Origin of the sequence: Coleofasciculus sp. (genome assembly GCF_046565525.1) — a bacterium.
GTDB lineage: Bacteria > Cyanobacteriota > Cyanobacteriia > Cyanobacteriales > Coleofasciculaceae > Coleofasciculus.
In genome coordinates, this window is the sequence record NZ_JBKHUP010000106.1 from 1 (window position 1) to 24,312 (window position 24,312).

A 24,312-nucleotide genomic window follows, 5' to 3' on the forward strand; every position below is an offset into this window, starting at 1 on the left:
TAACTCGATTGATATCGGTTGCTGTTAAGTCTGGTACTTCTACCTCCATGCTCACCAATAAGTAGTAAGCCTTGGTAGGTTTCGAGTACCAGAGCTTTGCTGCTCCGATTTTGGCTACTCCAGAATTAATCATTTCAAGGTGCTTGGAGTAGCCATGATAATTCACCTTGATTCGACCATCTAAAGTGATGACACTTACTTTCTGGTTTTTAACAAACGAGTAGTCACGCTGATAATTTAATGTGCAGGTACGAGAAACATATTTGGGTGGTTTATCCAGTCCTTTGTATCGCTTCTTGGTACGTCCAGCTTTTATCGCCTCCTCATTTTGTTTCAGTTTTGTCCGCAATGACTTGTATGTTGCCCCTACTTGGCGGGGAACGTTACAAGCCATCTGCGACGGGAGTCTAAACTTCTCCCGCAACGTGTAATAAACCTCCTTCTGTATCTTGGTGCCGTTGTAGGTTTTACCCATCTCAAAGGCAACGCCAGACGCGAAGTTCAGGGCATCTCTATACGCCAAAGAAGCCACTCGAAGCATTTGTTTTTGCTCCGGAGTGACTTCTAGTTTTAGTTTGGCGGTTAGGGTTTGCCACATGACTGAGGCTTACGACTTTCATCTATATTATCATAGTCGTAAGATTTGGGTATGGTATTGGACGGCTCCATACTTCCGCCGTCCCGCCATTCCTCTCCCACCTGCGCTTTGTGAGCTGTTGGCGAAGCCTTCGGGAAGGGTACGCTCACTCGCTTTTCAGAGGGGGAATCCTGGCGAATTTTGTTGAACAATTTAAAAGGGAATGTCCAATAAGTCAGCGACTTGCCCTTTGCCGTTACCATTAGTGCTGTTGCTATTACCGCCAGCAATTGCTGTCAGTTGGGGTGGAGTGGGGGACACGGGTTGAACGGGTTGGGTCTGGGTGCTGCCTTGGCGAATGATTTCGGCATTGGTGATGGTGAAAGCGACTACTTTTTGTTTGTAGTCTGCTTTCTCAACCACATTCATATTGAGTCGTCCCAAGCCCAAGACAACTGCACCCACTCCGGCTTCATTTAAAGCCACAGCACAGTTACCGTAGCTGGTAAACTGAAGTGGAGCCATTTGAATTGAGCCGCGATCATAAAACTGAAACGTACACTTGCCCCAAACGTGAAGTGTCCCCTCTTGCGTATGGCTGGCATTGAGAGAATCGATGCGGATTTTTTGGGTCGTGTGGTTCATTGTGCGTTTCCTTTTGCTGTGTTTTTGGTCACGAAAGCGGTGCGTAGCACCACATTTGGAATTCCCCAAAGCGGTGACACCCATCCCGCAATCCCGTGGCGTTGTGGGAAACAGGATGGGTGAAGGTTAGAAGTCAGTGCCGTTATAATAGTCATCACTAGGGGAGGCTGATGAGTCAGCATCTTGAGACTTGGCACTTAATAGTTGCAGCCGATCTACTTTGATAATGGGCTTAGTGCGTTGTTCGCCAGAGTTGCGATCGCTCCAAGTCTCCAGCTTCAAAGACCCAGTAACACCAATCAAGCTGCCCTTGCTGGTATAGTTGGCAGCGACTTCGGCTGTTTTGCCCCAGAGTTCGCAAGTAAACCAATCGGGCTGTTCATCCCGCGCGGTCTGGCGATCTACTGCCAGAGACAGTTTGACCAACACGCTGCCAGAGGGAAAGTAGCGGGTTTCGGGGTCTTGTCCGAGGCGACCGACTAAGCTAACTGAATTGATGAGAGACATGGGTTAAATCTCCTAACTTTTTTGTCACTGCCTGCCGCCCGATAGGGCGAAGTTCAACTTGTCCCATCCCCCAACGGCTAGATACAGTTGATGGGATGGGTATTGAATTCCTAGAGCTCTGCGGCACTTACTTGTCCTACCAGGGCGGCGACCAACTGCTCGGTATCCATTTGGCTGCGACCCTGAATGCGGAAACGTTTAGCCAACTTTTTCAGGCGAGTTTTGCTCAAGCCTTGGAGTTGCTCTGTGGATGCCCACGTCTGTGTGGGAGTTCCTGGGGGTAGCAGTAGCATGGGTGTTGCTTTGCTAGGGGCAGAGGCTGTGACAACTGGGGCGACGGGGACATCAGCTTCTTTCAGTGGTTCGTCCCAAGGGTCAGCAATAGCGGGTGCTTCAGCAGGGGGCTTGACCAGCAGTTTCAAAGCTGTTTTTGGCAATACTTTGAAACTCAGAACAGACCGCTGGGTGGCGCGGTCTGTGTGGGTATTGAATTTGGCACCAAGCTGTCTGAGCTGTTTGGCTAGGTCGTTGAGTTGGCTAAATTCAACAGTAAAGGTGGGAAGTGATTGGGTGTAGGTCATGAGTTTTTTACCTCATTTTTTGATACATATTTCACTGAATACGCCTGTGAAGGCGCTGTATCAAACCCCTGCATGAGGGTAACTTCCCAAACCAGTCTGGATTGCGCTAGCTTAAGGAGATAGTTTCGGGCGTTCTCTAGGTGTTGGATGATACTGGGTTGATGGTGGAGTTCCCAGTAGCAGTGTTGTAAGTAATCGATTAACCAAAGTTGGGTCTGTGCATCCAGGGTTTTGTCGATAAAAAAAGCTAGTTCTAAGGCTTGACGGGTGGTTAAGGGCAATTCGGTGAGGGCGCGTCGCAAATCTTGGGGAATGCAATTGAGTTGATTGAAAGATGCGATGGCTTTTCCAGGACTCCCCCAGGAAAGTTGCAATAGCGTATTGTCTGCCAAAATCTCCCCATGGCCAGTCTGCTGCAAGACCCGTTTGGTATCGCCTCGGGATAGGGAGCGGAAGGGGACGTGGGTGCAGCGGGAAACAATTGTGGGCAGTAAGGAGTGAGTCGAGGAAGCTGTCAGAATTAAGGTGGCACGACCCGGTTCTTCTAGGGTTTTGAGCAGGGCATTAGCCGCTGAGTCAGCCAGGGTGTCAGCTTGCTCAATGACCACAATAGACCGGGAGGCTTCTAAGGGCGGTCGGGAGAGGAATTTGACAATTTCCCGGACTTGCTCGATTCTAATTTGGGGAGGTTTTTTGAACTCCAATTTTTGGGTATGGGCTTCTGTTGTGGTTACCAGGTTGCCTTGATGCAGGTAGGTCGGTTCTACCCACAGCAGGTCGGGGTGGTTGCTTTTGTGTAAACGTTCGTTGAGGAAGTTGGTGGTGGGGAAGCCATTAGACAGAGCGATGGCAAAGCATTGGGCGACTAGGCGCTTACCGACGCCGGCGGGTCCGGCAAAGAGGTAGGCGGGGGCGATGCGGTTGGTGGTAATTGCTCCTTGTAATAGGGCGATGGCTTGGTCTTGTCCGACGATTGGGTCGAAAGGGTCAATTAGCGATTCGTCGGGGTCTCCGGGGTCGGGAAAAAATTGAAGAATGCTCATGGTAAGAAATTCACGCTTGGGCTAACGCCGAGCTTCGCTATTCAATCAACTCGAAGGCACGACAGCTTATCTGGTCTGAGGTTGGATAGTGAACTACCCAGTTCTACCCCAAGAACTGGGTCAGGTCGCTCCGTGAGTCATTAAATAGCGGGTGTAGCTTGGTGGTGTTGGCGGCTCATTGCGGGGGGGACAAGACTAATAGCAAACCCAGCTTTATAGAGATTAAGCACTAGCTTTTGGTAGTTTTTTCGGTCACATTTAATGATTTGTTGTCCGCTTCGTCCTACTTTTTGGGGTATAATGTGGAGGACGTTTTGAATGGCTAAAGCTGTCTGCTTGTTTAGGCAAATAATTCCACTTTTTGTAAGTTTTAGTTTTAGCATTGGTGAGTTTTGCTCAGGCTATTCGTCACTCGGGTAGCGCGAAAGCGCCTAGAGCGTCAGTCGGTGTAATAGCAGTTAGTGGTCATAAGATGCCCTCGAAGGTTGTGAAGGATCGTAGGGGCTGGCGCAAGTATCTTAGGAGAGTTGGTTACTGATAGCCCTTAAACAAAACCCGCTCTTATTCAAGAAGAAACTAAAACGAGGGGATATTTGGTATATTCATGTTACCATCTTTGGGGATTTAAGTAGATAATTTGATTACTGGACTGGGGTTCGATAACACCGATTCAGTAGTCCTAATAAATCCAGGTTGTAGACAAACACTTAAGCATGAATTCTAATTTTACTGACTTACCTTGTGGATTATCCTGCGAGACTCGCTGTGAGATTCGTAGTAAGATGATCTCGTTGCAAAATTCCCTAACTCTTTTACCCGCAGATGGAGCCACTCAATTAACCAGCACGTTTATTGACACTTATCAGGACTTGTGTCGCTCATCCCGGGATGGAGTTGAAAATTATCCTCCCAGTATAGCTCTCCCGGCGCTTTTTGATTTGGTGTTATCGGCTAAATACGTAGAACGAATGGTTGCAGATGGGGGATGGATTTACTGTGCTGGTAGTGAATTAGATGAGCATCCCTCTTTATATTTTCCATTTCTCAAGACTTGTCCTCGCTGTAGTGTTAAGCGTGGGATCAAGCCATCAGCCAAGTCAAACAAACCGGGTTCGGATGCTATTGGACGAATGGCGGCTGATACGACAATTTTAATTTTATCTGAAGTCGCCCGTCGAATTGCCCCCGATGCCAAGATTGGTAAATCTACAGTTCGTCAAGGAGATATAGATGCTGTAATTTATGATCGGGATATGCTCGCCTTAGTAGAAATTAAGTCGTCACCCTTAGTGGTCTATCCTCTGGAAATTAGACTCACGAAACCGATGACTGAGGTTCGAGAGGGTGAGCTTGTCTCTAAACGAGATCATTCTATGGCAACGGCGTTGATAAGTGAATCCAATTTGTCATTTTATATCCCTCACATTGACTTACGAATTCCATTAAATCACTATACGCCAGACAATTGGCCCTATACACCGCTTACTGAGTTTATTTGCGATCCTCAGAACTTAGCGACTATTCTTTTAGCCTGGAAGCAACTTTACGAGTTGTATATCAATAGCCGCCAGAGAACTAAGAGAAAATCGGTGGATTCGCGTCGGTGGATAATGTGTGGTTGTGGCAGTTCGGTTGATGATTCTAAGAATGCACCAGGTATGGAGCGTACTGATGATATCAAAAAAGGAACATACCAAGTTTTAAAGTTTGGCACCTACTATAAAGAGAAATGTCCACGTCGTCGGATTCGCGCTGTCCTGGCATCTAATTTTTTACCTGAACATGGGTATGCTAGTTACCTGGCTGAAGTACAAGATGTCATTTGGACGAAGGATAAGTATTCTGTGTCTCTACCCGGAGATATTGGATTCGATAACATTGTTGCTTTTGAGGCAGATAGTATTTTCAACTTATATGATGCACTGCTGTGCTTAACCCGTTCTATATACCGGGATGCTGATTTGTATAGAATATTAAGTTTAACCCGGTTAATCGATGAGATGTCTGATGAGTGAGTCAACGGCTATTTTCGTTTTTAAGTTACGTCAAAATATAGCTCTTGAAGGTGATTTGTTACTCGCCCAGATGGAGCTGGATTCGTTTTTGCCAGATAGAGTTCAGGATTTAGTGGAGATTAAAAGCATTATCCCAAACATCCCTGAATTGTCTGAGATTGAAGGGGTGGGACGGTTAGATGCTCATGTTCGGCAAAATGGAAAACAAGGGTATGTCGCTAAGGGTTCACTGGAGCTATTGCCTCACCTGATTCGGCGGGTTTCATTTATTCAACGAATTTATTGTGTTACTCAAGTTTCCCCAAGCACCAAAGCTTTTTTAGTTGATACTATACACCAGGTTGGCTCGATTATTAAGAACCAGGTGGTGGACAATCGCCTGATTATTCAAGCCATCCCTCATTATACTCTGATTGAGTTATCTAAGGTCGTCGCTAATCATTCCCAGGGAGTTGATGATACAAAGCGGAATTTAGACGGATTGGTTGATGCACTGTTGGACAGAGCGGTTAATAAATCGGTGATAAAATTGACCACCCTTGCCTTATCCGCACGGTCTACGACGTCTCATTTAACCCATGATATCCACTATTACAAAGCCAAGTTTTTTCCCCGGATGGTGCGCTCTATCCTCAATAGTTGTACGCCAGAGTTAGGGAAAGGTTGTCATGTCCTTGATAATTTTGTGGGCAGTGGGACAACGCTTTTAGAAGCCTCTATTTTAGGAATTCCTAGTCTAGGACTCGATATTGATCCACTCTCGACCATGATTGCCCAAGCAAAACTGGATGCTGTGGACATGGATAGCGAGTTGTTAGCCACGGAAGCGGCACGTATTATCCAGGCAATAGAGAATAAGATAATCGAAACTCGATTCGGTGGGCGGTGTGACTCCGATGAAATGACGATTATTTTTCCGGATTGGCTGATGAAAAATCGGAAAATGACTGGGGAAATTGCCACGGAGTTAAGCGGGGAAATTAATCGAGTTCAGTCGGCTATTACTGGATCTGATCCACGACTTTATAAGTTGCTTTGTGTACTGATGTCAGATGCGATATCCCGCAAGATTCGGATGCGTTTTATGGGGACGGGGGTTGGACGGTTTTCTCTCACGTTGGCGCAGAAGCCGCTGTTTACTATTTTTACGGATTCTTTAAGGCAATATGTCAAGGTGGCGGCAATGTGTGAATGGTTAAAGCAAATGATTCATTTACGGTTGGCTGATGCCCAGGTGATAGCGGCTGATAGTAAGCATTTGCCGAGTAATTTAGGACAGTTCGACATTTTAGTAACATCACCTCCTTACCTTCCGGCGTCGAGTGGACGGGAGAGTTATGCGAAGGCGCGAGCTTTGTCATTAATTGCATTGGGTCTTGATAATGTAGAGGATTTAATTGACAATTCTATCGGTTCGATGAACGGCAATGGCATAGATGTTGGGGCGTTGACGAATAATGAACGTGACCTAGTGGAGTGGCTGCACAGAGATAAACTACGGCAAATAAAGGCAGAGCCGACAGGCAGATATTTTCTGGATATGCGCCAAGCGTTTGCCGAGATGTACCGGGTTTTACGTCCTGGGGCAAAAGCGGTAGTCATTAGTGGAAAAACTAGCACATTTTATCAATTTAAAACCCGTAAGCCACTCTATGTTGTTAACGTTGCTGAGATCCTCGCTGATGAAGCACAACGGGTTGGATTTGAGGTCGATGCGCTTCACGATATTCAGTTGGATAAGTGTAATCGGAATGCTCGTCCGCGTTCGCTCGATAACTATTACGAGACGTTGATTATGCTGCAAAAGCCTCTGTAACTCAGGATTCATAATTGATAAACTTCCCTAGGGACAAAACTTGAGTCCATTAATTGTCAAGTTTTTTGATCGGCGGACGTTTTGAACTCAATTAGGCAGGTGAATGCCAGATTAGCAGACGTAAGTTCTAATCAGGGTTGGATTGAGAGCAGCAATGCTCAAGGGACAGCCTATGAGTGGATGCATGGAACCGGAAATCAAGAAACTGGTTCCCAATCAAATCATGGAACCCAGTGATATCCCATCAATGCTGGAATTGGAGCATCTAAACTGAAGTTGCCCGAGTAGAATATCGCTTTCTCATGGTTACTGTACTACACTGTGTTAGAAACAGCTATAGTAGGGGGTGACACCAATAGCTACTTGTTGCTCAAATAAATCTTATCGGGATTCAGCCCGGATTTTCATTAACAACTTTCCCAGATGATTTTGCCCGATTCTGGGATTAGAGGGAGTAATGGTGCGCCCATCATAATAGGCGATAACGCCCCAAAATTTGTCCCCCCAATTGTTGTATTCCACAATCTCTGTATCCCCAGTTGCTATCAACTTTTTATACCAACTCGTACCCGGTGCAAACTTAATCCGCAAGGCAAATTCCATAACTGGGAGTTTAATACCTTCCCAGTCAGGACGCCGTTGCAGTTGGCGTCCAAAGCGTTTGGCGACATGGGGAGGCATAGCAGCAATCTGCTTTCGTAATTCAACCTCATGCTTCTGAGTTTTCATTGCCACATAAAAGTTTTCAACCGTGGAGAACAGAATTCCCTGATACTCAAAGGGAGTATCTAACGGCAACATATTGGAAAACCAGTTTTTAATCCAAGGCATTGGTGTTTCCTTGTCATTCAATCGTTCATCCAAGAGAGCCGCTCTTGCTTGACTTAAGGAAAGCAGAGTTCAACGATTTGGCTTTGAACGGCACAGAAGTTAGAGGAACTTTTAAGCGTCACATCAAGTTCCAACAACTGCGCCATGATTCGCTGCAACCGAGGCAGAGAAATACGACTAACTTCCTGGCACAAATAATAGACTCGATTGGGATTGGCAATTTCTGTGTATTTGGCAAGTATTTGGTTGTCGGTTTCTCCTTCTAATGTCAGGAGTTTTACCCACAGCCATTGGCGGAATAAGGTGATGAGAGTCGCAACAACTTTTAGCATTGGCTCATTGCGACTCCTTAACCCAGAAAGCAACTGCAAGGCTTGTGTGGTATCCTCAGTGCGGATAGCTGCGGCTAAGGCTATGGCTGTTTGGGTAGTAATCTCCACAACCTCTTTTACCTGGTTCGCATCTATGGAAGAACCGTTGCTCCAAGTTGCCAGTTTTTCCAATTCGCTGTACAAAAGTCGAGTATCGTTACCCACCGCCGACGCCAATTCTTTGGCAGCCGTGGAGGTGATATCTACTCCTAATTCTTCAGCGGCAGTTTTCACCTGCTGCACTAACGGGTCAGTTTTCCAAGCTGGAATCAGGAAGAATTCCTGAATTTGGGCATATTTTTGCAGGAGTTTGGTGGATTTTAGCCTGCCATCAGGCTTCTTGGTACGAGTCAGCACCAGGGTATTAGACTCCGGGATAGCTGGCAGAATTTGCTCTAACTGCCCTAACATCTGGTCATCCATTGCCTCTAGCATACTGGAATTGGGCAAGACCACTAAGCGATTGCCGTTGCCAAAAGGTGGAGTCATGATGTCCGAAAGCGCTTGGGGAAGGCTTTGGAGTCCCGGAGGATAGTGAGTAACGTTGAACGATTCCCATGGGGGAGAGATGATTTGGGTGCGAAGCTGTTTGATGGCGCGTTCCATTCGGAATTCATCATCGCCAAAATAGATGTGAATTGGCATTTTTCTAATTTAATAAGAGGCGATTTAAATAGGGGGTGCAAAGCTCAACAACCTTCTGGCATTGCTCGACATCAAACATGCCAATGTGGGTTTCTTCAAAGGGTAAGTTCATCTCGATAGACAGCCAGCGATATCCAGCTTTTCTCGCTTCTTTCTTCGTGAATCCCTTCTCCATTTTCCGCTTCCAGAGGGGGTCGAAGCAGGCATGAGCTTTCTGTTTCCAGCGTCGTAATTCAGCATTTGCCAGTCTTCCTAATGCTTGATTTGTTCCCCGATGAACTCCTACCCAGGCTTGGCAGGGACGGCACAGATATATCATGCCGTAGCTTTTGCCGTGGTACACTTGTGCACTGTCTACGAAAATTGTCTCATTGCCACAATAAGGGCAAAAAATTCCGGAAAATAGTTGTTGTTTGTCCATTATCACTCCAATTCCAAATCCCACACCCGGAGGCGGGCAGTTTGCCTTCGGGTAGGGAATAATGGAAATGGTTAAATGTTGAGCTGGCAGAGATCAGCTTGACAATAACCAACTGTAACTTTGATGGGAGTTGGTGTTACGATATTGGCTTGGGCTAAAATCTCTAGAATCCCTTGGTTTTCGCTGTAGTTTTTAATCAACACGAAGTCTTGGGGGATATTGGATTCGGGAACATTGACTGTAGCCGTTGCTATGGGTTCCCCTTCGGTTGATACAAGTCTCAAGCAGACTCCTCCTCCGTGTTCGTAATGTTCTTTTACAACTCGGCATTGACAGCCTATGTAGTTGACAAAAAGGGGAGTATTGGGGGTTTGGTTAGTTGGCATAGTTTCGCTTTTTGCTAATGAGTCACTTAAGGAGTGCGTTAGCACCAAACCCGGCATACATCAGTGGCTAAATCACCCCCTAAAAAAGTTAATTATTTGTCTATCCAAGAGTTCCCCAACAGACTCTTTGGGTTTTCTTCCTCATCTACTGGAATATCTTTAATAACTGTCCGCATCGCTTGGCGCATGGCATTTTGTACGGCGCTAGCTATCTCAATTCCAAATTCTTCTTTTCCAAATAAATCCCCTTCATCATGACAGCAATTTCCTACCCACGCTTCCCATTCCGGATGAGTATCAAAGGCAGCTATACAGTACGCCAAAAAGGTTTTGATGATGTCAGCTTCGCACATTGTCCAGTAAGCGGCATTGGCATCGGGTCCTCTGACTGATAGCTCCCGATGGGCGGAATATTTTTGTGGCCATTTAGGCAGGAATACGCCGCGACCCGTTAGGCAACGGACATAGCCTAAGCCAAATTTAGTGCGCGGACAAATTGACTCAATTCCCAGCACTGTTGGTAGGCAATTGTTAGCGTTCTGGATAATTTGCCGTTGGAATTTAGCCAGGACTTTGTAGGTAGTTTTCCAGGCGGTGATAGAGTTTTTGGCACTGCTATCTGATAGAATAATTCCTGATTTGGTGCGGATTGTATTTTGCAAGGTGCGGAATCCTTGCAAGTTTTGGCTGCCGTAGTGGACGGACTTGGACATTGCTCTCAAGCGAGCCGCTAGGGCATGGTTGGGGTGATTTTTGTCTTTATCCCATACCCGGATATTCTCTTCTGTCCACTCAGAACCCATGGTTTCTAATTGGGCGATTTTCTCGGCTATCGAGCAAAAGATATCGCCGTGAGCGCTATTGAATCGGGTCATTAACTCTGGGTCGAGGGAGGCTTGGGTGGCTACTCTGGCGTGAAGTTTAGAAGCATCGCACCAGATGCCAACACGTCCGGGATGGGTGCGAAAGACTGACCGAATCGGTGGTAGGTTATAGGGTTTTAACTCTGGGGGAAATGTGGAAGGGGAGGGAGGGTTTTGTAGGTTGGGATCTGAACAGCTACTGCGACCGAATCCCTTACGATTGATTTGGGTATAATTGCCTTGAGTGTACCCATTTGTGACATTGGCTTTAATATTTTGTAGGTAGTCTACATAGACTTTGGTCGTCTTAATGATGCTAATTAATCGGAGTTCGGGAATAGTCCAAAATTTACTTAAGTCGTCAACTTTGGCTGATGTGAGATTGAGTTCAAATTGGCGATTGATAAGCGCAGCTAACTTTTTGGGCGAGTAAAGATGGGGAATGCATTCATCAAAAGTACATTTGAGTTGATCCAGCAAAGATTGATAGGCGGCTTCGTATTGGCAGGTGACATCAGCTAGCACGGCTTCATCTACGGGCATTCCGTAGTGAGACATTTGGGCAAATGCGGGTGAAGCCCCACACTCGATTAAGTAGCTGTCCCAAACGCCAATGTCTTTGAGTAGGGGTTCTAAGCGTTCGTGTATTTTGAGAACAACTTCTGCGTCATAGCCGGCATAGTTGAGTTGGCTATTACTGAGTTGTCCATTCCCCAGTTCTCCCCAACCCCAGTCTGAAGTCTGTTGGGTTTTGTCAATATCTAAACCCAGGCGCAGGCAGATGCTTTCTAGGGAATGGGGTTTCCCATGCCGTTTGTCGAGCCAGGGGTCGAGTCCTGCCCAGTATACCTGGGACATGAGCTTTGTATCCCGGATGTTGCGGATGGGATAGTTGTATTTGGAAAGCATCCAGCGTTGCTCAAAGTCTAAGCTATGTCCAACGACTTCTACAGGGTGAGAAGCGAGTTTTTCTTTCAAGATGTCCCAGAAGCCAAGGGTTTCTAGTTTTTGATGAATGAGTGAGCGTTCTTTTGAAGTCCAGCCGAGGTCAATGACAAGTACGTTGATGTTTGGGTTCTGGGGAATGGCAATTTGAATTAATCGGATTTCTCCGGTTTCTGGGTTGAGTGCGCCATCTGCATCATTGGTTTTCGAGAATGTCTCGATGTCAAAGCCAAACTGAGAGCAGGTTTTCCAAGTTTTGAGTGCGGTACTGAATCGGGGTTGGTTGATTGTAATAATGTTGGGTGAGAGTGCTTTTTGGGGGAAAAGAAGAAGGGAGTATTGATGAGATTCAAGCATTGCTGTTAATTTAGGGGGTGAGGCGGGTTGTCCGTTATTTGAGGAAGGTGAGATATTCTGCTAGACTAAATTTATGATTTTTAACTATTTATTTTTTAAGTCAAAAGTAGTCTAAAATATTGGCGCGTTAGCGCTTAAATTAAATAAAATTATCTAGACATAAATATATAATTAAATTAAGAATTTGCTACATACTTGTGATAGAAATGGAACTCAAATTTACTTGAAATAGGTAAAAAGCCGTGTTCGTGGTGTGACACTGGCTAACGGTTACGTCCTTCTAGTAAGCCATCGTAGTTAGCCGCTCATCGCAGAGAATGGATAACACAAATCAAGCTATAGCGACTCTAAATAGGTTTTGAAAAGTGAGCGGCTTGAAACCCAGGTATAGCAAGGATCACGTTTCGGAAAATTACCACAACTTATTTAGGACTGCTATAGCAACGCTACTCTGATCTGAATCGTGATGAAGCAAACGTGACTTGTACCGAACCAAGCGAAATGATGGCTCTGACACCAGTGGCAGCGTTCTGGGTCGAGGGAGAACAGACTTAGACAACACAACACAACGAAAAAGTTGTGTTATACTAGCTAGCACAACAGAAAAAGTTGTGAAATGATACCAGCGTTCAACTCTGACGGAAACTTGCCTCCAGGAGTGCATTGGACTACCTGGCAAGAGTTCGCGGCTCGATTTGGAACAACACCACACCGACAGCAACTTCTTAGGGGACTGAAGTCCGCCCTTGATTCACTGTCAAAGGCAGGCTGCCAAACTGTTTACATAGATGGCAGTTTCGTCACAAAAAAGGAGAATCCTAATGACTTTGATGGCTGCTGGGATATTACTGGCGTTGACCCAGAACTTCTCGACCCCATTCTGCTAAATTTCGACAACAAACGAGCAGCCCAGAAGGTCAAGTACAAAGGAGAACTCTTTCCGGCATCTGGGACAGCAGATAGTGTTGGAAAAACGTTTCTTGATTTCTTTCAGATTGATAGAAATGGGAAATCGAAAGGCATTATTGCTATAGATTTGCGAGGGTCAAAGCCATGATTAAAAACGAGCGGCAGTACCGTGTAACGCAAGCTCAATTGAAAAAGATTGAGCAAGCTTTGGCAAAGTTTACAAACAGTTTACATAAGAGTGAGGATGTTCATCCACTCCTGTGGAAAGCCCAGCAAGATGCCTTACAGAGTCAGCTTAGTGAACTTCGCGAGGAGATTGAAGAGTATGAAGCCCTAAGGGCTGGTCAGCGTGAAGTTCTTGAACTTAATTCATTGGAAGAACTACCATCTGCCCTGATCAAGGCACGCATCGCTTCCGGACTAAGTCAGAAGGAATTAGCTGATCGACTTGGACTCAAAGAGCAACAAATACAGCGCTATGAAGCTACAGATTATGCTTCTGCGAGCTTCACGAGAATACTAGAGATAATCCAGGCTCTTGGCATTAAGGTGCGAGAAGATGTTTTCTTGCCTAGCTCTCAAATTACACTGAACACATTGTTTAGCCGCTTGAGGCAGGTTGGAATTGAGCGCGATTTCATTCTTAAAAGATTTTATCCTAAATCTGCTGGAGGGAATCTGCAAATAGATGATATCTCAGAAGACAAAGCAAGTAGTCTAGCTCTGCAAGTAGCAGCACTTGTGAGTCGAGTATTCGGCTTAACACCTTCTGACATCTTTAGCTCCAGCCCGCTACAGCTAAGTGCAGCAGCAGCAGGCATGGCTCGCTTCAAAGTGACAAAGCGAACTGATGAACGTCACTTGAGCGCATACACTCTTTATGCACACTTTTTGGCACTTCTCGTACTTGATGCTACATCAGATCTGCCCAATAAGCAAATTCCTAAGCATCCGGATCAAGTACGAGAAGCAATTGTCTCTACTTACGGCTATTTAACCTTTAAACATGCATTGCAGTATGTATGGAGTCTAGGAGTGCCAGTTTTACCGTTAAATGATGCCGGTGCATTTCATGGGGCTTTCTGGCGTGTGGGAGGTCGCAACGTAATAGTTCTAAAGCAGCAGACCAAGTCGGCAGCACGTTGGCTCTTTGATCTTCTCCACGAACTCTGGCATGCGGCTCAGGAGCCAGAACTAGATGAACGTACTGTAATTGAAGATAGCGAAACAGCGAAAGAGCGTCTGAATTCTCAAGAAGAGAAAACAGCAACTCGATTTGCGGGATATATCACACTTGATGGTCGTGCCGAGGAGTTAGTTCAGTTATGTGAGCAGGAGGCCAAAGGCAGTATTGAGCAGTTGAAAAGAGTTGTTCCCAAAGTTGCAGCTAGAGAAAATGTGTCTGTTGCTTCACTTGCAAACTACATGGCATTTCGTCTGTCATTGCAGGGGGAAAATTGGTGGGGAGCGGCAACCAACCTGCAAACAGAAGACACGGACTATACAGATCCTTGGCAGACAGCACGGGATTATCTCCTAGAACGAGTGAACTTCGGACAACTTAATGAAGTTGATCGAAATATTTTGTTGCGAGCCCTATCTGATGATTAAACACTAACGACATTTGATGAACTTTTAAATTTGCAAATCATGGCAACAGACTGGAACGTAGAAGAAGAACTGAAACCTCTAAAGCTTTCTTGTACGAGTACAGATTGCAATAACAACTTACATTGTTTTTTGCAAAAGAAAAATCACAAAACAAAACCGGATAAACCCTTTGGTAAATGCCGGGAGTGTGGAGCAGAACTGGTTAATTGGGAGCGAGTCCACAGACGTAATTACAGTGATGTAAAGCATACTTTTGAGTCTCTCAAATATGAAAAAATTCGACATCATTATTGGCACACAGAAATCGACCAGTATGCTGTCAATCATGCTCTTAGGAAAGGTAGGATTGAACTCCGTAAAGCTGCGATTCATAGACTAAGAAAGTACGTTGGCAAAATGCCTAAAATGCTAGATGGCAAAAAGCCTAGATATGGAGACGGTCAGCAAACTCCATATTATGGTAACAGTATCTACTATGCTCAGCACGCTACAGCTTCGTGCTGCCGTAATTGTGTTGAGTACTGGCATAACATTCCTCAAGACAGAGATTTAACAGAGGACGAAATTGCATACCTAGCTGACTTGGTCATGTTGTACATAGAAGAGAAGCTACCGCAATTGACAGACCAAGCACAGAAGGTTCCACGGATACGGCGTCAACCAAAAAAAAATTCGTCTGCTGAGTAGTAGGGGAGGTAATGGTTTCAATGGCAATTAACACAGAAGCTTTATCAGTTCGCTATCGAGCTGAATCAGTCGATCTAAATGGTAAGCGTCTTCTAATCACGAACTTCCGGAACACAGAGCAAGAGAAGGATTTGAGCGAACCTCCTAACTGTGGTGGTGTCGGACGTATCCGGCACTTCCGGCGTACCTCGAGTAATTCCAATTGGCCGCCAAACCCATTACCAATCGATCCAGCTTGCAAAGCGCTTGGTCTACGATCAACGGATATGATTCGGGCGCAGGTTTTTCAAAATGCTGCTTGCAACTGGCGTTGTTGGTACTGCTTTGTTCCTTTTGACCTGCTCAGTGCAAACCCTGACCACTCAGAATGGATGAGTCCTGCGATACTCATCGCTCGCTATCTCGACCAGCCTAACCCGCCACCCATGATTGACCTAACAGGCGGTCAGCCGGATCTCATTCCCGAATGGGTGCCTTGGATGATGGCTGAACTCAAAAACCGTGGACTTGATCGCCAGGTTTACCTTTGGTCTGATGACAATCTCAGTAACGACTACTTCTGGCGATATCTCTCAGAAACAGACATTGAACTTATAGCTACATACCCTAACTATGGTCGCGTCTGCTGCTTCAAAGGCTTCAATGCTGAGTCATTTGCATTTAACACTCGTGCCGAGCCAGCTCTGTTTGACCAGCAATTTGAGCTGATGAAAAAGCTTTTGACCCTAGGCATTGACTTATATTCCTACGCCACATTCACAGCACCATCAAGGGACGGAATAGAAGAAGACATGCGTTGCTTTGTTGACCGTCTCCAAATGCTCGATGAAAACCTGCCACTTCGGACAGTTCCGCTCCAAATTCAGAAATTCACGCCAGTCAAGCAACGTCTGAACTCTGCCACTGCCGACGCGCTACAGAATCAACAAATTGCTATTGAAGCTTGGGTTCAAGAGCTGGAAACTAGATTTTCCAGTGAAAAGCGGGCTTCTAACATCGCTGACATCCCACTTCGTAAAGGTCGTGTAAGCCACCTCACTCACTAACACCTGGTTTCTGCGCAGTGTAGGCAAACAGGCAAATTTAACATCTGGTTAGCGTACTTGTTCTTTAGTTCGGCGGATAAGCCAAGGAGATTTCTGATAACAATTATGGACACTGAAACATGGATTTTTGAAGACTCTGTTAATTGTTGGGTACTCGATGCCATCACATCTGGTGTCACTACCTTCGATCAATTGGTGACTTATCTGCCTGGTGTGTACCCATCTGTCGTCCTTAGCTCTCTCCAAAGGCTTGCCTCTGCTCAAAAGATTCCCACAAAAGTCATGGAAGAGCTAATCGAATCAGCTAAGAGTAAATCTGATGAGCCAATGCATTTGGCTCATCAGATTCCCTTACCTGTTCCCCATCCTCTTGACTACGATTGGCGGTTTAGTGATGCAGCCGTTGAAAATTTGTTGAATGAGTGCAAAAAATTGACTCCCCTAAATAGTACAATTGTGCTAATTGGAACTCCTAGCTTACTTCGGATGGGCATTGAACAGTCTTACCCACGGCAGCTTCTCTTACTTGAGGCAAGCCCGACAATAACGGCTAGTCTCACTCAAGCAGTACCACTAGCGCAAGTAGTGCGGTGTGACGTCATTAAGGAGCCACTCCCGAAACTTGGTGCAGAAGCGGTTGTACTCGATCCACCTTGGTATCCAGAGCATATTCACTCTTTCCTCTGGGCAGCTTGCCAACTCTGTAAAATCGGTGGGCATATCTTAATCAGTATGCCACCCTTTGGCACCCGACCTAGTGTTGAGCGAGAGTGGATGAATGTGCTTGACTGGGCAGAGAAAATCGGTCTTACCTTGGTGCGGTTGGACAAAATGGCTCTACCCTATGTCTCACCACCCTTTGAAGTTAATGTACTCAAGGCTCAAGGACTTCATGCGGTTTCTAAAGAATGGCGTCGCGGCAATCTAGCTGTGTTCAAGTGTACTCATCAGACCTCAGTGCCACGCCCAACAGTTCTACCACAAGAAGATGAATGGGTTGAAGAGGTGCTGTCTGAAGTGAGGCTGCGTATCCGCCAGCCAAATAGCTCAGCCTTTGCAGATCCTTCTCTATTGTCCATTGTACCCGGAGATGTGCTTCAATCAGTAAGTCGTAGAGATAAGCGTCGCCAGTTGGCTGATGTCTGGACTTCTGGCAATCGGATTTTTGCATGTCAGGGTCGAGGTGTGCTGCTACTGATTCTGCAAGCAATCGCCGCTGGTCGGTCGCCTAATCAACTAGTAGCTTTAGCTCTGGAGCGCTCGTTAACCTCTGTCGAAACTGAGCTTGTCTCCCACGCTGCTAATCAGATCATAAATATTGTAAGCATAGAGCAAAAGGAGAATTTACTTTTTGGAGAACAGCAAAACGATACCTTATTCTCTCGACGCGCTAGTTAATGAAGTTAGTGTAGCTGTGCAGGGGGATTCCTTTTGGAAGGATTATTTGAAGCAACTAACATCGCCCACCTCTGCTCCTTTCGCGCTTCACTTGGCTGTTTTAGTCGAACCGTATCTCCAATTTATTTTAGAAGGGAAGAAGACAGTGGAATCAAGGTTTTCAACCCGTCGTTTTGCTCCCTATAACCGCGTCGAGAAAGGTGACGTTGTGTTACTCAAACAATCTAGTGGACCAATCATTGGAATTTGCCAAGTTGCCTATGTTTGGTTTTATCAGTTAGACCCTGAATCGTGGCAAACTATCAAGAAGGAATTTGCAGAAGCTTTATGTGCACAAGACCCCAGTTTTTGGGATGCTCGTGAAGCGGCAACGTTTGCTACCCTAATGCAAATTCGACACGTCAAGTCGATTTCTCCTATCAAATTCGCTAAGCGCGATCGTCGAGGTTGGGTCGTCTTACACGAAAGTTCTGGTCAACTACAACTCGATCTGGGAGATATATGAAACCACTTGTACTTGGCTTCTCTGGCAAAATCGCTAGTGGCAAATCAATCCTCTCAACCGAGGTGGCTTCATGCCTTGGTTGGCAGCGCGTAAGTTTTGGGGACTACGTTCGGAGTGTAGCTCAACGTCAAGGACTGGGTGAGTCAAGAGAGGCGTTGCAGGCTGTTGGTGTCTCCCTAGTTGACCAAGGGATGGAACAGTTCTGTAGATCAGTTTTGTCACAGGTAAATTGGAAACCGGGACAGCCACTAGTTGTAGATGGTATCCGTCACGCTGGAATTGTACCAATACTGCGTCAAATCGTCGCCCCTCTGAAATTGAGCCTTATTTTCATAGCAGTAAACGAATCAACACGTAATGCTCGATTGATGGATAGAGGATTAACCAACTGGGAACAACAGCAGCAGATTGAGACGCATTCTACAGAGGCACAGGTGCAGACGGTATTACCAGCAATAGCCGATTTAACGGTGGATGGTAATCGAACAATAGAAGAGCTGGTTGTAGAAATTGTTAGGTGGATTCAGTAATAATTTCTATGCTTAAACCTAGCTGAAAAAAGTTTAGTGTGAGATAGGGCAGATGGGACGCAAGGCAAAAATCCGCAAACAACGCAAACAATTAGCGCTTGGGGAGGCCTCATCGCCCTCAGATAAACCCCTGTCCCAAGATACCGCCAGGATTTCTGCTTTGGTGAAGAAATTCTCCCCGGAACTGAAGCCAGAACCGGAGAGGCAAGGTACGTCCTGGTTAAGACGAATTACTGATGCACTCAATCCCTTTCCCAAGGTGGAGATGGAGAAGTATCAAGGTTGTTGGGATGCCCAAGACTTTAGCGAAGCCAATGAGGTTTTGGTCGGTGCAATTGCTTGGGACGGCTATCAGCAGCAAGGAAAAGGGTTAGTTTTGGTGCGAGACTCAGATACCTCCCCTCCCCAAATCGAGTACGTTAAGAGTCGGTTTCTCAAGAAAACGATGCGCCCCCAAGGTGTAGACCTAGAAGATATCAAAGCTATAGAAAATATGGTTGAGGTATACTCCCCTGAAGATAGCGTAGTTATGGTCTACCTCAGCACTCAAGGCGAAATGTCCTCCTCAGTGATGCCGATGAACGAATGCACTCCCCAGGAATGTTACCGTTTGCTTCAGGAAACCTCATGATGTTACAGTAACTTTTACCTTTTTGCTGGCGACTTTGCCGAACGCCGCTTCCAACGCTGCAACGTCTCCGGCTACTCTCTGTTGCAGGGGAGCGCTCCTCATCCGGATACAGGCATTGGTGCCGTCGAAAGCCGCGAGAGTGCCGTGTTGGGTTAGTAAGGCTCTGATGGCTGGAGGCTGCATGGCAACCACGGCTTCCCAGAGAGAGGCAGAACCTGCGGCTGGTGCACAAGAAGGTGCAGTAGTGGGTGGGGCTTCTGATAGCAGTCCCAACAGAGTCACCTCCAACCACAGACGCGGTTGACTGGCGGATTTCACCTGGACGGCACAGGTTCTCAACTGTTGCTGTCCGCTAAGAATTTCCTGCGTATCCCAAGAGTTGGCTAGTTTTACCAAAGAATCCCAGGTCAACGGAGTTACCTGTGCCAACTCATGGCTCTGGGGAGAGGTTTTGGCAATGACCAAATGGGTGTAGAATTCGATAAGATTCTGGAGAATCACCATGGGTTCTTTCCCCCGGTCGAGAATTGCTCGGGTCAGGTTGAGAACGGACTGGGGTTCTTTGCGGGCGATCGCATCCAGTAACTCCATCAATTCCTGTTCTGGCACAGCACCCACTAAATCCCACACCTGCTCTTGAGTAATCTGCCCCGACAATAAGGAGAGTTGCTCCAAAAGCGTCTCGGCATCCCGCAGTCCGCCTTGAGCAAGTTGAGCGATGACCCAGACTGCCTCATCGGTAATATCGATGTTTTCAGAATTGGCGATCGCTCTCAAGTGCTGCACCATGGGTTCAATGGCGATGCAGCGGAAGTTGTGACGCTGACACCGGGAGATGATTGTGTTGGGCAGCTTTTGCGGTTCGGTGGTACAAAGCACAAAGATAACGTTCTGAGGGGGTTCCTCAAGGGTTTTCAGCAGTGCTTGGGCAGCGCTACCACTTAACGAATGGCATTCATCGACCACATAGACTTTATACCGACACTGCACCGGGGCAAACTGAGCTTTTTCTATCAGTTCTCGAATGTTCTCAACTCCAGAGTTACTGGCGGCGTCGATTTCTATGATATCCAGAAGAGAACCGTGGGTAATCCCCTGGCAAACGTGGCACTCCCCACAAGGCGCAGAAGTAGGCTGGTTGCTGGCAAGACAGTTGAGGGACTTGGCGAGAATTCGGGCGCTGGAGGTTTTGCCAGTCCCTCTCGGACCGGCGAACAGGTAGGCAGGAACGATGCGGTTGGAGGTAATGGCGTTGGTCAGAGTTTGTGCGATCGCGTCTTGTCCCACCAAGTCAGCAAAGGTTTGGGGACGATATTTGTGATGTAGAGGATTATACATGGTTATTCACGCATCCTTGGTTGTACGGGCAGTTAAACTGCCGCTAATTTTGGTTCTCGTTGCTTTTTCTTCGGAGAAGTCTTGGTCTTTGATTGCTGTTTGGCTGGCGTTTTTTGTGGCTCATTGGCGGCTGTTTGATGCGTGATTTGTACAGGCATGAGTAGCATGGATGCTGCCATGATGTTCTGAGAAAGAACCACTGGAGACAAAACCACTGGAGAGGTATTATTATTGAGTTGCACCTTGATTTCCGATGCGGGAATAGCTTTGATAGCTTCTTTCAAATACTTGACATTAAAGGCAATAGACAGGCTTTCTCCTGATAGTTGGATCGGGAGGACTTCTAAGCTACTCCCCACATCGGCTGCATCAATCGATAGGGTAAGCTGTTGGTTTTCACTGTCGAGGTCGAGTTTGATAATATTATTCTTCTGAGAAGCCATGACAGCGACCCGTTCCACAGCCGCCAAGAATTGAAGGCGACTGACATTCATTTGGCGATTGAATTGGCAGGGAATGAGCTGGTGATAGGCGGGATACTGACCTTCTAAGGTGCGTGTTGTCAAGGTTGAGTTCCCTTGAAATAGCACTTGGTTATCTTGAACCCAGAGTGCAATTACTGTATCAGGGGCGGTGTTTCCTAGCAGTTTCTCCAGTTCTTGTAGTGCTTTGGCGGGTACAGTTACCTCGAATTTCAGGTCAGTTGAGTCTTCGTTTGGGTCAGTTTTTACCTCAAGATTTGACTCGACTTGATTGCTGGTTTTAATCACAGCCAAACGGTGACCGTCCGTGCTAGCAAATTCTATGGTATTGTTTTCAAGGGTTAGGTGAACGCCACAGAGTATCTGTTTGGTTTCGTTGTCACTGGCAGCGAATAACGTGCCGCTCAATCCTTCTTTGAGGGCGAAAGCTGGCACGGTTATCTGCGTCCCTCCTTCAATGGCTGGGAGTTGGGGAAACTCTTGGGCATCCATTCCCCGGATTTGGTAACGCCCGGATTCACTGGTAATCGTGGCAATAAATAATTGGTGATGATCACCCTGATTATCCTGATGATTATCACTGAACTCCTGCCCAACGTCCAAGGTGAGTTCGCCTGCGGGGAGGTGGGAGACAGTATTGGTTAAAAGTTTGGCAGGTAGAGTAATTTTGCCAGGAGCATCGACCTGTGCCTCAAAGCTAGTTTCAATTCCCAGTGTTAGGTCAAAGGCAGTTAACCGTACCTGTTGAGCTTCTGACGAAGCGGTTAGTAAGACGTTGCCTAATATGGGATAGGTAGGCTTGGAGGGAACGGCTCGCGTTACTAGAGAAAGGCTGGTGTTTAAGGCAGAAGTTGGGGCGTGAAATTTCATGGTTGTTAAGCAGAAGAAGCAATGGTGAACAGAGCTATCAGCTATTAATCAATCGCTAATAGCTGATAGTTGGAGAAGTTACTGAGCTGGAAGCGCTGTGGTAGACTGAGTATTACCCGAAAGCGTTGGTAACTCGGACGCGCCAGGAATCATTAAAGGTAAGGTCGGTTGCAGATTCTCCCAGACCAAATGTTTCATGGCTCCGTCGAAGCCCACGAAGTAATTGCGCCAGTTCTCCAATGTCGGCTTTTTGTGGCTGACTACTCGGCAAGCAAAGGATTTTTGCTTCTTGCCCACTTGTTCACGAGCCGTCTTGAAGGCAAAGACACACAGGGATTTGAACCGAGCATCTTTGCCCCGTGCTGCAATACCATTGGTAATAGCGTGGCAGGCTGTAATCTCATCAATGAATTGTTGCCATTCAGATGAGAAGGTGGCTTGGTTTGCACCAGAGGCGCGGTAGGAGAGGGGGACTTGGTGGAGAGGCTGGTTCTTGTCGTCCAGCACGATGACCTCGAAGTATTGAGTATTGCCGATGTTATCGTCATTCTTGTGTTCGGAGGTGTAAACGCCCAAAATCACGGGCTGGTTCGCGGCTTTGGAGGCTTCCTTGTCATAGGCGAGGCAAGGCGTGCGGGGGCAAACCAGCATCCGGGGGTGGGGAATGAGAATTCCTTGTTCTTCTTCCCCAGAGGACTCGAAGGTGTAGGTGATGAGTTTTGATTCATCAAAATCAATCCATCCGGCTTTTGCCATCTGGGCAGCGGGAACGAAATAGCCGCAAAGTTTTGGTGTAGTGCCACGCAATGCCTGGATTTTCGGCAATCGGGCGTTGGGGTCGAGGTATTCGGGAGAGGCAAATTCGTCCCGTTCGATTGCGGGTTCGGCTACGGGTTCGGTGGTAGAAGGAATATCTTCTGCGGGATTGTTGACAGAGGTTTGTACCTCAACTTCTTGAGGGGTTGCTGTTGTTTGTTTAGCCATAGTTTTTGAGGAAAGAAAGTTTGCTCAATAATGGAGGTCGTAGTCCGCAAACCCCAAGTGGGAATAGTCCCAAGCTTCTTCTAGTTGAAGTAGCGTTGATTCATCGTCGGTTGATACGGTATCGCCGACGTTTGAGGTGAGCGTACAGGCGAACGAGGGCGAGTCTGATGCTGTTTGTTGTGGATGGGTTTGAGGAATATTGGGCTTGACCTGATGCTTTTTTTTGATGGTTTTCTGCGACATAATAGTTGTAAGTTGCTCCGATAATTACTGGGTTATCGGCGCGATAGCGCAGAAAAACGAAATCATTCACGTCTTCACGCATTGGGTTTTGGCGTTCAATTGCCGAACCAAGGTAGTGGCATTGTTGACAATCCAGCCGGATTTTTGGCATTGTGCGATCGCGTCAGCTAAGGCTTCAGTAGAAGTCAGCAATTTGTAGCGAATGAAACCACCATTGACTGGATAGACATAGGTTTGCCACCCCTGAGCGACTTGCACGTAACTCACTCGTTTGTAGATTTGCATTTTTCAATGTTCACTACTGGGAAACAGCTTCTAAAAACCTAGATAAAGCTGGACATTACCATCTGGTCTAACCTCACCCTTCGGTGATTGATGAGGATTTGCTTTCCTCACCCGTTTCCATGTCTACTGGCGATGAAGGCTGATGTTCCGTCTCACCCAAGGGTGAGGTTATGCCTAGGATAGTCTAGGAATATGTCCTCTAGAAGAAAGCAGACCAAGTGATTTCCCTGGAACTGCCTACTTTGTCAAAGTAAGAGTATCAGGGCTATAGCTGCTCTTCATCCGGTTCATCATCCTGAACTTCCGGAGCCTCAAAGACAACTTCAAAACAAGAATTGGGGATAAACCGATTCAAAGCTCTGACGTGATCCTGGGCATCTTGACGATTAAAGAACCGAGCTATGGTACACCTTTGACAATTGGGTAGGAGTCGAACAATTGCCCAAGGACGAGTCAAGTTTACTAGAGGTTGAGTTCGCTGGGATGTTGTTTCTCCCTTCCTCAATGTCAAACCATTTTGCACAATCGATACCAGCCGCTGCCATGCTGGGCTAGTATCATTAGGAAGGATAGTCCAATCTTCCACGGGTGCGGGTAACCAAGTCAAAATGTAAGGTTTGCCTTCTTTGATGACTTGCCAAGATAGGCGACGGCTTTGTTTAAGGCATTGATAGCCTTGCTGCCGGAGGACAGCACAAAGGTTCTCGCCTTCCTCCCGAAGGCGAAGCCAGTCTCGATGCTTCATAGTCAGTAAAAAAAGTAAATGAGTAAGTGGGTTACTGTTCGTGAT

General features: G+C 46.6%; 24 protein-coding genes and 2 pseudogenes. 10 read left to right on the forward strand and 16 right to left on the reverse strand.

Annotation, left to right across the window (positions count from 1 at the left end; genetic code table 11):
* The 5 genes and pseudogenes from ACLGGO_RS28435 to ACLGGO_RS28455 form a co-directional block, all read right to left on the reverse strand.
* Nucleotides 1-598: pseudogene (locus ACLGGO_RS28435) on the reverse strand (RNA-guided endonuclease InsQ/TnpB family protein); the annotation flags it as partial.
* 192 nt (nucleotides 599-790) lie between these two features.
* Nucleotides 791-1,222: a hypothetical protein gene (locus ACLGGO_RS28440; RefSeq protein ID WP_446394637.1), complete on the reverse strand. Its 432-nt coding sequence runs from the start codon at nucleotides 1,220-1,222 to the stop codon at nucleotides 791-793.
* Between the two features lie 126 nt (nucleotides 1,223-1,348).
* The gene (locus ACLGGO_RS28445; RefSeq protein WP_446394638.1) at nucleotides 1,349-1,729 is read right to left on the reverse strand and encodes a single-stranded DNA-binding protein; all 381 of its coding nucleotides are present in this window, start codon (nucleotides 1,727-1,729) and stop codon (nucleotides 1,349-1,351) included.
* 110 nt (nucleotides 1,730-1,839) lie between these two features.
* A complete protein-coding gene (locus tag ACLGGO_RS28450) occupies nucleotides 1,840-2,310 on the reverse strand; it encodes a hypothetical protein (protein WP_446394639.1) in 471 nt (156 codons plus the stop codon).
* On the reverse strand, nucleotides 2,307-3,353 hold the full coding sequence (locus ACLGGO_RS28455; RefSeq protein WP_446394640.1) for a DNA polymerase III subunit delta': 1,047 nt from the start codon (nucleotides 3,351-3,353) through the stop codon (nucleotides 2,307-2,309). Before ACLGGO_RS28455 ends, ACLGGO_RS28450 begins: the two co-directional genes overlap by 4 nt.
* Before the next feature lie 713 nt (nucleotides 3,354-4,066).
* Between ACLGGO_RS28455 and ACLGGO_RS28460 the strand changes: the two genes are divergently transcribed.
* Both ACLGGO_RS28460 and ACLGGO_RS28465 read left to right on the forward strand, forming a co-directional pair.
* Nucleotides 4,067-5,368 carry a hypothetical protein gene (locus ACLGGO_RS28460; protein WP_446421830.1) on the forward strand — a complete coding sequence of 434 codons (1,302 nt, stop codon included), beginning with the start codon at nucleotides 4,067-4,069 and terminating at the stop codon, nucleotides 5,366-5,368.
* Nucleotides 5,361-7,184 (forward strand): hypothetical protein, encoded by a 1,824-nt coding sequence (locus ACLGGO_RS28465; RefSeq protein WP_446421831.1) that lies wholly within the window; start codon nucleotides 5,361-5,363, stop codon nucleotides 7,182-7,184. Before ACLGGO_RS28460 ends, ACLGGO_RS28465 begins: the two co-directional genes overlap by 8 nt.
* Before the next feature lie 381 nt (nucleotides 7,185-7,565).
* Here the strand turns inward: ACLGGO_RS28465 and ACLGGO_RS28470 are convergent, their stop codons facing one another.
* The 5 genes from ACLGGO_RS28470 to ACLGGO_RS28490 form a co-directional block, all read right to left on the reverse strand.
* Nucleotides 7,566-8,015, reverse strand: coding sequence for an NADAR family protein (locus ACLGGO_RS28470; RefSeq protein ID WP_446421832.1), 450 nt, complete (start codon nucleotides 8,013-8,015; stop codon nucleotides 7,566-7,568).
* 53 nt (nucleotides 8,016-8,068) lie between these two features.
* Nucleotides 8,069-9,031 carry a DNA polymerase III subunit delta gene (holA, locus tag ACLGGO_RS28475; RefSeq protein ID WP_446421833.1) on the reverse strand — a complete coding sequence of 321 codons (963 nt, stop codon included), beginning with the start codon at nucleotides 9,029-9,031 and terminating at the stop codon, nucleotides 8,069-8,071.
* 4 nt (nucleotides 9,032-9,035) lie between these two features.
* Nucleotides 9,036-9,452 (reverse strand): zinc-finger-containing protein, encoded by a 417-nt coding sequence (locus tag ACLGGO_RS28480; protein WP_446421834.1) that lies wholly within the window; start codon nucleotides 9,450-9,452, stop codon nucleotides 9,036-9,038.
* Between the two features lie 71 nt (nucleotides 9,453-9,523).
* Nucleotides 9,524-9,736, reverse strand: a complete 213-nt coding sequence (locus tag ACLGGO_RS28485) for a hypothetical protein (protein WP_446415907.1) — start codon at nucleotides 9,734-9,736, stop codon at nucleotides 9,524-9,526.
* 194 nt (nucleotides 9,737-9,930) lie between these two features.
* Entirely contained in the window at nucleotides 9,931-12,003 is a 2,073-nt protein-coding gene (locus tag ACLGGO_RS28490; RefSeq protein WP_446421835.1) for a DNA polymerase, read from the reverse strand.
* 616 nt (nucleotides 12,004-12,619) lie between these two features.
* Between ACLGGO_RS28490 and ACLGGO_RS28495 the strand changes: the two genes are divergently transcribed.
* The 8 genes from ACLGGO_RS28495 to ACLGGO_RS28530 all read left to right on the forward strand — a co-directional run bounded on the left by ACLGGO_RS28495 (nucleotide 12,620) and on the right by ACLGGO_RS28530 (nucleotide 19,320).
* Nucleotides 12,620-13,060: a DUF6932 family protein gene (locus ACLGGO_RS28495; RefSeq protein ID WP_446421836.1), complete on the forward strand. Its 441-nt coding sequence runs from the start codon at nucleotides 12,620-12,622 to the stop codon at nucleotides 13,058-13,060.
* The gene (locus tag ACLGGO_RS28500; RefSeq protein WP_446421837.1) at nucleotides 13,057-14,523 is read left to right on the forward strand and encodes a helix-turn-helix transcriptional regulator; all 1,467 of its coding nucleotides are present in this window, start codon (nucleotides 13,057-13,059) and stop codon (nucleotides 14,521-14,523) included. Before ACLGGO_RS28495 ends, ACLGGO_RS28500 begins: the two co-directional genes overlap by 4 nt.
* Before the next feature lie 39 nt (nucleotides 14,524-14,562).
* The gene (locus ACLGGO_RS28505; protein ID WP_446421838.1) at nucleotides 14,563-15,210 is read left to right on the forward strand and encodes a DUF4186 family protein; all 648 of its coding nucleotides are present in this window, start codon (nucleotides 14,563-14,565) and stop codon (nucleotides 15,208-15,210) included.
* A gap of 20 nt (nucleotides 15,211-15,230) precedes the next feature.
* A complete protein-coding gene (locus ACLGGO_RS28510; protein WP_446421839.1) occupies nucleotides 15,231-16,256 on the forward strand; it encodes a hypothetical protein in 1,026 nt (341 codons plus the stop codon).
* Between the two features lie 105 nt (nucleotides 16,257-16,361).
* On the forward strand, nucleotides 16,362-17,654 hold the full coding sequence (locus ACLGGO_RS28515) for a hypothetical protein (protein WP_446421840.1): 1,293 nt from the start codon (nucleotides 16,362-16,364) through the stop codon (nucleotides 17,652-17,654).
* Nucleotides 17,655-17,700: 46 nt separating this feature from the next.
* Nucleotides 17,701-18,159, forward strand: a complete 459-nt coding sequence (locus tag ACLGGO_RS28520; RefSeq protein ID WP_446421841.1) for an ASCH domain-containing protein — start codon at nucleotides 17,701-17,703, stop codon at nucleotides 18,157-18,159.
* The gene (locus ACLGGO_RS28525; RefSeq protein ID WP_446421842.1) at nucleotides 18,156-18,689 is read left to right on the forward strand and encodes an AAA family ATPase; all 534 of its coding nucleotides are present in this window, start codon (nucleotides 18,156-18,158) and stop codon (nucleotides 18,687-18,689) included. Before ACLGGO_RS28520 ends, ACLGGO_RS28525 begins: the two co-directional genes overlap by 4 nt.
* A gap of 52 nt (nucleotides 18,690-18,741) precedes the next feature.
* The gene (locus tag ACLGGO_RS28530) at nucleotides 18,742-19,320 is read left to right on the forward strand and encodes a hypothetical protein (protein ID WP_446421843.1); all 579 of its coding nucleotides are present in this window, start codon (nucleotides 18,742-18,744) and stop codon (nucleotides 19,318-19,320) included.
* Between the two features lie 174 nt (nucleotides 19,321-19,494).
* Here the strand turns inward: ACLGGO_RS28530 and ACLGGO_RS28535 are convergent.
* The 6 genes and pseudogenes from ACLGGO_RS28535 to ACLGGO_RS28560 form a co-directional block, all read right to left on the reverse strand.
* Nucleotides 19,495-20,658 (reverse strand): annotated as a pseudogene (locus ACLGGO_RS28535) (DNA polymerase III subunit gamma/tau); the annotation flags it as partial.
* Nucleotides 20,659-20,690: 32 nt separating this feature from the next.
* Nucleotides 20,691-22,010, reverse strand: a complete 1,320-nt coding sequence (gene dnaN, locus ACLGGO_RS28540) for a DNA polymerase III subunit beta (protein WP_446421844.1) — start codon at nucleotides 22,008-22,010, stop codon at nucleotides 20,691-20,693.
* Nucleotides 22,011-22,088: 78 nt separating this feature from the next.
* A complete protein-coding gene (locus ACLGGO_RS28545; RefSeq protein WP_446394649.1) occupies nucleotides 22,089-22,994 on the reverse strand; it encodes a DUF5895 domain-containing protein in 906 nt (301 codons plus the stop codon).
* A 24-nt stretch (nucleotides 22,995-23,018) separates the two neighbouring features.
* A complete protein-coding gene (locus tag ACLGGO_RS28550; protein WP_446421845.1) occupies nucleotides 23,019-23,237 on the reverse strand; it encodes a hypothetical protein in 219 nt (72 codons plus the stop codon).
* Between the two features lie 66 nt (nucleotides 23,238-23,303).
* Nucleotides 23,304-23,522, reverse strand: a complete 219-nt coding sequence (locus tag ACLGGO_RS28555) for a hypothetical protein (RefSeq protein ID WP_446394651.1) — start codon at nucleotides 23,520-23,522, stop codon at nucleotides 23,304-23,306.
* A gap of 265 nt (nucleotides 23,523-23,787) precedes the next feature.
* On the reverse strand, nucleotides 23,788-24,312 hold a 525-nt coding region (locus ACLGGO_RS28560; protein WP_446421846.1), incomplete at its 5' end, for a hypothetical protein.